Consider the following 7,357-nt stretch of genomic DNA (forward strand, 5'->3'; position numbering starts at 1 on the left):
GTCTTCACCTGGACCTGGGCCTGCGGCTTGGCGGCCTGGGTCGCCGGAGCGGCCGGCTCGGCGGGCTTCGCGGGGGGGGCCGCGGTGGCCTGCGCGGCGGCGGCGGCCGCCGCGGCGGCGGCCGCCGCGAGCGTGGCGACCTGGGGCTTGCGGATGTCGGAGTGCGCACCGGAGAACGGCTCGCCCGCCACGTTGTCGATGACGGCGGCGGCGTTCACCCGGTAGAAGGTCCCGGGCACGAAGGCGTAGTCGATGCCACCCTCGGCCGGCATCACCCGGTCCCCGGTCGGCACCACGGCCTGGTACCCGTCCGCGCCCATGCCGTCCCAGCGTCCGGCGACATCGGCCTCGGAGTCCTGGCGGGCGAGGAAGGACGCCTTCGGGTACCACACGCCGACGGCCCAGTCGTGGACGCTGTAGGTGGAGACGAGCGGACCGCGCACCCGGTCCGCGAAGGCGTTCAGCGCACCCGCGCTGCCGAAGGGGTTGTCCTGGGCGTGGGCGAAGGACCAGTGCGAGAACGCCCCCTGGATCAGCAGGAGTGAGGCGACCGGGCTGTCCGCGGGGGCGCCGACGCCGGCCAGGGCGAAGGAGACCAGCCGGGCACCGAAGCTGTGGCCGAGGAGGTGCACCCGCAGGCCGGGCGAGCGGCCGTGCAGGGTGGCCAGCAGCGGCCCCAGGCCGCCCCGGCCGATGTCGCCGGCCCGGGCCTTCATGATCGAGAACGAGAGCACCCGCAGCACGTCCTTCGCGCCGTTCACGGCGTGCTGGAACCAGTCGCCAATGCCCTGCGTGGAGGAGCCGGGCGGCGCGCTGCCGAAGGCCTCGGCGGCGGCCTGGTACGACGTCTTCGGATCGGCGTCCAGGAGCAGCGCGGTCTCGCCCGCGTCCTCGAACCCGCCGTCCGGCCCGGGCGGCGGCACCAGGGACCGGATCAACTCGTGGATCCGCACCAGTCGTTGCTCCTTGGCCGCATCGGACTCGGCCGCACCGGCCGCCGCCACCGCCTCGTCGATGCGTCGGCCGATTTCGGTCACCGTCTGCTGCTGCTCGGGGTCGGCGAAGCCCTGGCCCAGCGACGCGGCGATGTCCGCCCCGGAGACGGCCGCCGTTCCGGCGCTGAGGTCCAGCAGGGCGCCGTCCCCGGCCTGGGGCGAGGCGACCGCCGGTGGCGGGGTCGCCGGCGTGGGCGGGAACCAGAGCGCGGGCCAGTGGACGCCCGCGAACCCCACCGTGCCGAGGTTCGCCGCGCCGCTTGCGGCCTGCCGGATCAGCGGGAACATCGCGTCGTAGAGCACGCGGGCACTCTGTTCGTCCACGCTCCACCCGTGGCTGAACACGAACAGGTCCGTCACCCCCTCGGCCGTCACCTCGTCGAGGAAGTCACCCGCCGCCGGCGCGGTCAGCACCCCCTTCTCGTCGAAGGTGAGGTCCCACACGGGCTCGTCGGTCGGCAGTCGCCTCATCGCACATGACCCTTCGGATGGCCGTTCGTCGGTTCGTCCGTTCATCGGTTCGTCGGTTCATCACACGTTCGCCAGCATCCGCATCAGGTCCACCAGGCCCGCCCCCTGGGCGTACCGCTCCCGGCCGAGGTCGGTGGCGGAGGCGGTGAGCAGGCTCTTGACCTCCCGGGGTCGGCCGATGAACTCCGGGCGGGCGGACAGGAAGGCCGCGATCACACCGGACACGTGCGGCGCCGCCATCGAGGTGCCGGACTGCTCGGCGTACGTCAGCAGACTCTCCGGCACCGGGTCCCCCGGGGCCGGGGTCAGCCCGGCGGTGGCCCGCACGTCGCCGCTGGCCGCCGAGGCGATCCACTCGCCGGGCGCCACGACGTCCGGTTTCATCCGGCCGTCGAGCGTCGGGCCCTTCCCCGAGGTCCAGGTGACGCCGAACGCGTGCGGCGCCTCCCGGTGGGTGGAGCCGACCGCGATGCAGTCCTCGGTGTGTGCCGGTTCGGTGATCGAGCCCATGATGGCCGAGGTGTTGGCGGTGTCCCGGGCCGTGCTCCGGGCACCGAAGTTGCCGGCCGAGATCACCACGACCACACCGGAGGCGACCACCTGGCCCACGGCCTGGCAGAGCGGCGACTGGCCCGCGGCGTACTGGTCGGGCCTCCACTCGCAGCCGAGGCTCATGTTGACGCCGTGCACGCGCAACACCGCCGGGTCCACGTTGACCTCGGTCCGCAGGTAGGTCAGCGCGCGGATGACCGCGCTGGAGGAGGTCACATAGGTGCCCTGGCGGCTGAGCCTCATGACCTTGATGCTGACCAGATCGCAGTCCGGCGCCATCCCGGACAGCCGGTCCGCGCCGGCCCTGGCGACGAATCCGCCGTCCCCGGGCTCGTCCGGCGTCGCCACCCGCGGCGTCATGCCCTCCGGGGTGCAGCCCGCGATGATGCCAGCGACGTGCGTGCCGTGCCCGCTGTCGTCCACGAGCGGCGACGCCGGGTTCTGGCCCGTCGCTCCGCCGGGTGGCTGCGCCACGGGGTCGTCCGGGTTCACCAGGAAGCTGAAGTCGCGGTGCAACCGGGTGGTCCGCCCCTGCGGCAGGTCCTCGCCCCGCCCCTCGGCCGCGAGCTCCAGCCGGGAGAAATGCGGGTGGGCGGCGTCGATGCCGCTGTCGATGACCGCCCACACGATCCCGCTGCCGCGCGCGTCGTAGGCGCGCCAGGCGGCGTTGGCCTTCACCGTGGGTGCCGAGCGGTCGATCTGGGGATCCAGCGGATAGTCCGGCCACACCCGGAAGATGACGGGCGGCCGCCCGGTCCGGACAGCGGACTGCCGGTCGTCCTCCACCAGCTCGTGGAGGTCCCCCCGGGAGAGGACGGTCTGGTACAGCTTCGGCGCGACCAGCGCGAGCCCCCGCGGCACCTCGGGCTGCACATGGCTCCCCGAGGTGACCTCCACCGGCCACCACCCGCTCGACCGCCCCGCGTAGTGCTCCCAGAGCGCGTAGAACTCGTCGCGGACCGCCTGGAGTCCGCCGGGAAAGCGAAGGTTCAGCTCGATCAGCATCGGCACCTGCCGCTCCGGGTCGGCCTCGGGCTCCGCGGCCTCGCGGAGCACGACGCCGGGCGGGGACAGGTTGAGGTCACCCACGATGGGCGACCGGAAGGGGCTCTCCGGCTCGTACGCCATGACCGTTCTCATCTCCCGGGGCGGGCGCGGCGGCCGACCCGTCGGCGCCACCGCTCCTGCTGCGAGTGTCAGCCGGTCCCACAGCCGCTGCAACTCGCCGGTGCCCGCCCCGGCACGGGCCTCCTCCCGTGCTCGACGCCCGTTCGCCCCCACCGGTCCGGCCGTTTCGCCCCTCTCCCCAGGACCGGCCTGGCAGCACGCACCGGAACGCGGACGCTCCCGCCGTCGCGAAGGTGACGGCGGGAGCGAAACGGCCACGGGAGTCGCGCACCATCGGGCACGACGACGCGACGAGGCGACGAGGCGGGGGAACGGGGGCGCGGGGAACGGCGTGCGCCGGGTCAGTGGAAGCCGAGCGCGGAGGGGGCACGGCCGGGCGGTCGGCGGGCCGCGGGTTCGCGGGGTCGCCGGTTCGCCGGTTCGCGGGGTCGCCGCACGCGGCTGCCCGAGGCGGCGAGCGGACCTTTCCCTCGCACCGCCCCTGGTGCGGCTCGACCACGTCCTGGCGGCCGGACTCGGACCGCACCAGGCGGCTTCGGTGCGGGCGCCCAGGATGCCGGTGTCGGACCACCGGCCCGTGGTGGTCGAACCGTCGCTGTAGGGCGGGCCCGTCCTCCCGTCGGGTGGGAGGACGGGCCCGACCGGTCAGCGGCCGGTCACCAGCTGGTCACCAGCTGGTCACCGGCGAACGGTGCCGGGCCTGGCCGGGTGCGGTGACGACCGGCCCGGTACTGGAGGGAACGGTGCCGGGCCGGACGGCGAGGCCGCCCGCGACGGCGTACATGGCCTCGTCGAAGGCCTGGCCGCCGGTCGGCGTCCTGCCGACCGCGAAGACGGCCACCGCCCTGCCGTGGAGGACGGACGTGGAGAGGTAGTCACCGACCATGCCGCCCCCGCTCGTGGCAGCGATCCGGGACACCGACATCGGGCCGGCGACGGTCCGCGGCGCACTCCAGGTGGCGCCCCCGTTGGTGGAGGAGACGAAGCCGACCTCCAACTCGCAGGTGTCGGCGGTGCAGTCGGCGTTCGGGTAGAAGTAGTAGTACAGCCCGAGCCTGGCGGTGCGACCGGCGGTGGTGCGGTCGACTCCGAGGCCGGGGATGAAGTGGTCGACACCGCTGGTGGTGGGGTCGATCGGCACCCGGGTCACGGCGGACCAGGTGGTGCCGTCGGCCGAGCTCGCGTAGACGATGTCGTTGGCCGCGCAGCCGGCCCGGAAGCGGCAGTCCTGCCAGGCGACGTAGACCCTGCCGTCGGCGTCGATCTCCGCCGAGGGCAGGCCCTCGCCGTCGCGCAGCCCGCCCGCGACCTCGTGCGCGACGACGCCGGCGACCAGGACCGTGGAGCTCCAGGACCTGCCGCCGTCGGTGGAGGTGAACGAGCGGATCGAGGTGGTGTCCGTCGAGAAGGGGACCACGACCGTCCCGTCGGGCCGCACCAGCGGCTGGCCGCCGAGGCCCAGGTTGACGCCGGACGGGCCGGTCGGGGCGGACCAGGTGGCGCCGCCGTCCCGGGAGGCGGACATGACCATCAGGTTGTCGGAGGAGGGGATGTCGACCTCGACGTAGCAGGTGCCGAAGTACGGGCTGGTCGGAGTGTTGTCGCAGACGATCCACTCCTTGTCGTAGACCTGGCCGTCGTGACCGACCGCCCGCACCGGGTCCTGCCAGTGCAGGCCGTCGGCGGAGCGGCTGACGGTCGCACCCACCGGGTTGCGTCCCGAGTCGATGACCAGGCCGGCCACCATCCAGGTGCCGTGCCTGGCGTCGTAGGCGACCGCGGGGTCGGAGGCGCGGGCCCAACTGCCGCCGCCCCAGTGGGTGGTGAGGCCGGGCAGCATGCCGTGCTGCCAGCTGAGGCCGCCGTCCGACGAGGTGTTCCAGCCGAGGCCGGCCGCCCCGCCGTCAGTGAACCGCCCCACCTGGGCGGCGGAGACGATCGTGCCGCCGTAGGCGAAGGTGTCGGGCTCCACCTCGGTGGCGTACTGGCTGCCGGCGCTGGTGAACGGGTCGCTGCTCACCCGGACCAGGCTCGGTCCGCCGCCGTCGACGGTCAGGGCGATCGGGTTGGTGCCGGACGTGGCCTCGCCGGCGGCGCGGGCCGGCGGCGCGGACGCGCCGGCCGGGCTCGCGTTCCAGGCCGCGCCGACCAGGACGAGGGCGGCCGCCGCGACGGTGGCGAACGGCCTGCGCCAGGGGGTGGGGGTGCGCGGGTGCTTCATCCGAAGCTCCTTCGCGTGGGGGGGTGGTTCGGACGACCCGGCGGGCGCGGCAGGCCGCACCTCGTGGTCCTTGCCCTTGCCCCGATGCTCGGGCTCGGGCGCGATGACGACGGCGGCCGCCGGGCCCCTCGGCGAGGTGGGGTGTCGTGATGGCCGGCGGCGCGGGAGTCGGCGGACCGCGCGAGCGCGACGATCCGTCCTCTTCCCAGGGAGGAGCGTGACACGGAACGTCCCTCCGACCGCCGGGGATCCCGGCAGGCGCAAGGGTGAAGGGCGCCCATGTGACTGTGCACACATGTTCGCAAATCGGAAGTGTGAGCCGGATCATGACATCGCACAAGATGTACGACCACAACTCGCGGAACGACGCCGCCGGCGTTTACTCCCTTGCGGGGAACGGGAATTGAACCGACGCACAAGCCCCGCGCCCACTGGCTGTCAGCACGCTCTGCCAGGATGTCGGCGTGCCCGACTACGACCTGACCCGCCTCGGGTCCCGTGCTTTCGAACAGATGGTGGTGGCCCTTGCCCGGAGGGTTCTCGGGCCGGGCGTCCAGGCCTTCGGCGACGGACCCGACGGTGGCCGGGAAGCGACCTTCGAGGGAACCATCCGCTGGTCGGCGGCATTCTCCGGGATCGCTTCGACGCCCGAGGTCTGGACGGGTTTCACCGTCCTGCAGGCGAAGTTCCAGGTGAAGCCGAAGTCGACCCCGCAGGCCAACGGGCTGTGGCTGCGGGAGGAGATCCGCACATCACACGATCCGGCGTCGGCCTGGCGGTCAAGGGGTTCATGATCTGGCACGCCGACCAGCTCAGGTCCATGCTGGACGCCGACAGGGACGTCCGACACGCCTTCCCGTCACTGCTCAGCGTGGCCGATGTGCTCGCCATGCTCGGACCCAGGACGACGGGACCCGGCCCGCTGGAAGCGGAAGAGTCCATCCCCGGAGGAGCCCCAGGACCTCTGACGCGGCACATCGACCAGCTCACGGACCCGTTCGAGCTGGAGGTCCACCGCGCCATCGCCCCGTCGACGGACGAGATCGTTCCCGCACTGCCGGCCTACGTCGAGCGAGAGCACGATCTCGTTCTGGCCGAGGTCGCCGCGCGGGCGGTGGCGGGGAGCAGCAGCCTCGCCGTACTGGTCGGTGACTCGTCGACGGGCAAGACCCGCTCCTGCTGGGAGCTGATCCACCGGCTCCCGCCCGGATGGCGTCTGTGGCATCCGATCTCGCCCAGCCCCGCCGAAGCGCTGCTGGCCGATCTGCCGCACGTACCGCCTCGCACGGTGATCTGGCTGAACGACCTTCAGCAGTACCTGCTGACGCCACCGGGCGGTGTCGGTTCCCGGGCCGCCGCGGCGTTGCGGGCGCGCTGGAACGCACCGAATCCGGCATGATCACACAGTACTTGGCCAGCGCCCCGGTCATCCTGGAGCGCTACCGCCATGCCCGGCCCGCGGCAAGGGCCCTGATGGACGCGGCCGTCGACGCCCGCCGCCTCGGCCTCGGATCACCGATTCCCGAGGAATTGCTGGAACGCGCCGTGCCGGGCTACTTGACGGACCACCAGTGGAACTCGGTCGCGGACGACTGGTTCAGTACGGCACTCGCCTATGCCACGGCGCCGTGCCTGGGGGCGCCCGGCCCGCTCACCCGCATTCGACCGCGCCCGGGGGACGCGGCTCCCGAGCGGCCGCGCTACCGGCTCGCCGACTACCTGGAGCAGTCCGGCAGGGCACAGCGGGAGGACGGCGCCGGCACGGCCTCCCTCTGGGACGCCCTCGTCCTGCACGCGCCCGAGGCCGACCGCCTGCGACGGTACGGGATCCAGCCGGGCGGCCTCCTCGCAGCGCCGTGGTCACCACCGGTTCTGGACATGGAAGCCCTCGACTGACGCGCCGGCCGCACGGTGCCGTGGGCCCCGGGGCACCTGCCCCCCCGGGGGGGACCCCGGGCCCCCGGGGCGCGCGGGGGGGGTAGACCGGGGA

The 7,357-nt window shown here is 73.6% G+C and carries 6 protein-coding genes; 3 read left to right on the forward strand and 3 right to left on the reverse strand.

What is annotated here, in order from left to right; all coding sequences use genetic code 11:
• The 3 genes from ACWGKU_RS39525 to ACWGKU_RS39535 form a co-directional block, all read right to left on the reverse strand.
• The coding region (locus ACWGKU_RS39525) for a hypothetical protein (RefSeq protein WP_452191792.1) at positions 1-1,466 on the reverse strand (1,466 nt) is incomplete at its 3' end.
• 60 nt (positions 1,467-1,526) lie between these two features.
• Positions 1,527-3,146 carry a S8 family peptidase gene (locus tag ACWGKU_RS39530; RefSeq protein WP_401054585.1) on the reverse strand — a complete coding sequence of 540 codons (1,620 nt, stop codon included), beginning with the start codon at positions 3,144-3,146 and terminating at the stop codon, positions 1,527-1,529.
• A 667-nt stretch (positions 3,147-3,813) separates the two neighbouring features.
• The gene (locus ACWGKU_RS39535) at positions 3,814-5,367 is read right to left on the reverse strand and encodes a sialidase family protein (RefSeq protein WP_452178546.1); all 1,554 of its coding nucleotides are present in this window, start codon (positions 5,365-5,367) and stop codon (positions 3,814-3,816) included.
• A 464-nt stretch (positions 5,368-5,831) separates the two neighbouring features.
• Here ACWGKU_RS39535 and ACWGKU_RS39540 point away from each other — a divergent pair, with 464 nt between their 5' ends.
• The 3 genes from ACWGKU_RS39540 to ACWGKU_RS39550 are packed head-to-tail and all read left to right on the forward strand — an operon-like array spanning position 5,832 to position 7,263.
• Entirely contained in the window at positions 5,832-6,161 is a 330-nt protein-coding gene (locus ACWGKU_RS39540) for a hypothetical protein (RefSeq protein ID WP_452178547.1), read from the forward strand.
• Positions 6,158-6,766 carry a hypothetical protein gene (locus ACWGKU_RS39545; protein WP_452178548.1) on the forward strand — a complete coding sequence of 203 codons (609 nt, stop codon included), beginning with the start codon at positions 6,158-6,160 and terminating at the stop codon, positions 6,764-6,766. Before ACWGKU_RS39540 ends, ACWGKU_RS39545 begins: the two co-directional genes overlap by 4 nt.
• Positions 6,763-7,263: a hypothetical protein gene (locus ACWGKU_RS39550; RefSeq protein WP_452178549.1), complete on the forward strand. Its 501-nt coding sequence runs from the start codon at positions 6,763-6,765 to the stop codon at positions 7,261-7,263. The genes ACWGKU_RS39545 and ACWGKU_RS39550 overlap by 4 nt, the downstream gene beginning before the upstream one ends.
• Positions 7,264-7,357 lie beyond the last annotated feature (94 nt).

The organism is Kitasatospora sp. NPDC054768, from assembly GCF_053612025.1.

What these genes read in the sequence shown, in the direction of transcription:
- ACWGKU_RS39530 (WP_401054585.1), bottom strand. Translation starts at nt 3,146, where the DNA reads ATGGCGTACGAGCCGGAGAGCCCCTTCCGGTCGCCCATCGTGGGTGAC.
- ACWGKU_RS39535 (WP_452178546.1), bottom strand. Translation starts at nt 5,367, where the DNA reads ATGAAGCACCCGCGCACCCCCACCCCCTGGCGCAGGCCGTTCGCCACC.
- ACWGKU_RS39545 (WP_452178548.1), top strand. Translation starts at nt 6,158, where the DNA reads ATGATCTGGCACGCCGACCAGCTCAGGTCCATGCTGGACGCCGACAGG.
- ACWGKU_RS39550 (WP_452178549.1), top strand. Translation starts at nt 6,763, where the DNA reads ATGATCACACAGTACTTGGCCAGCGCCCCGGTCATCCTGGAGCGCTAC.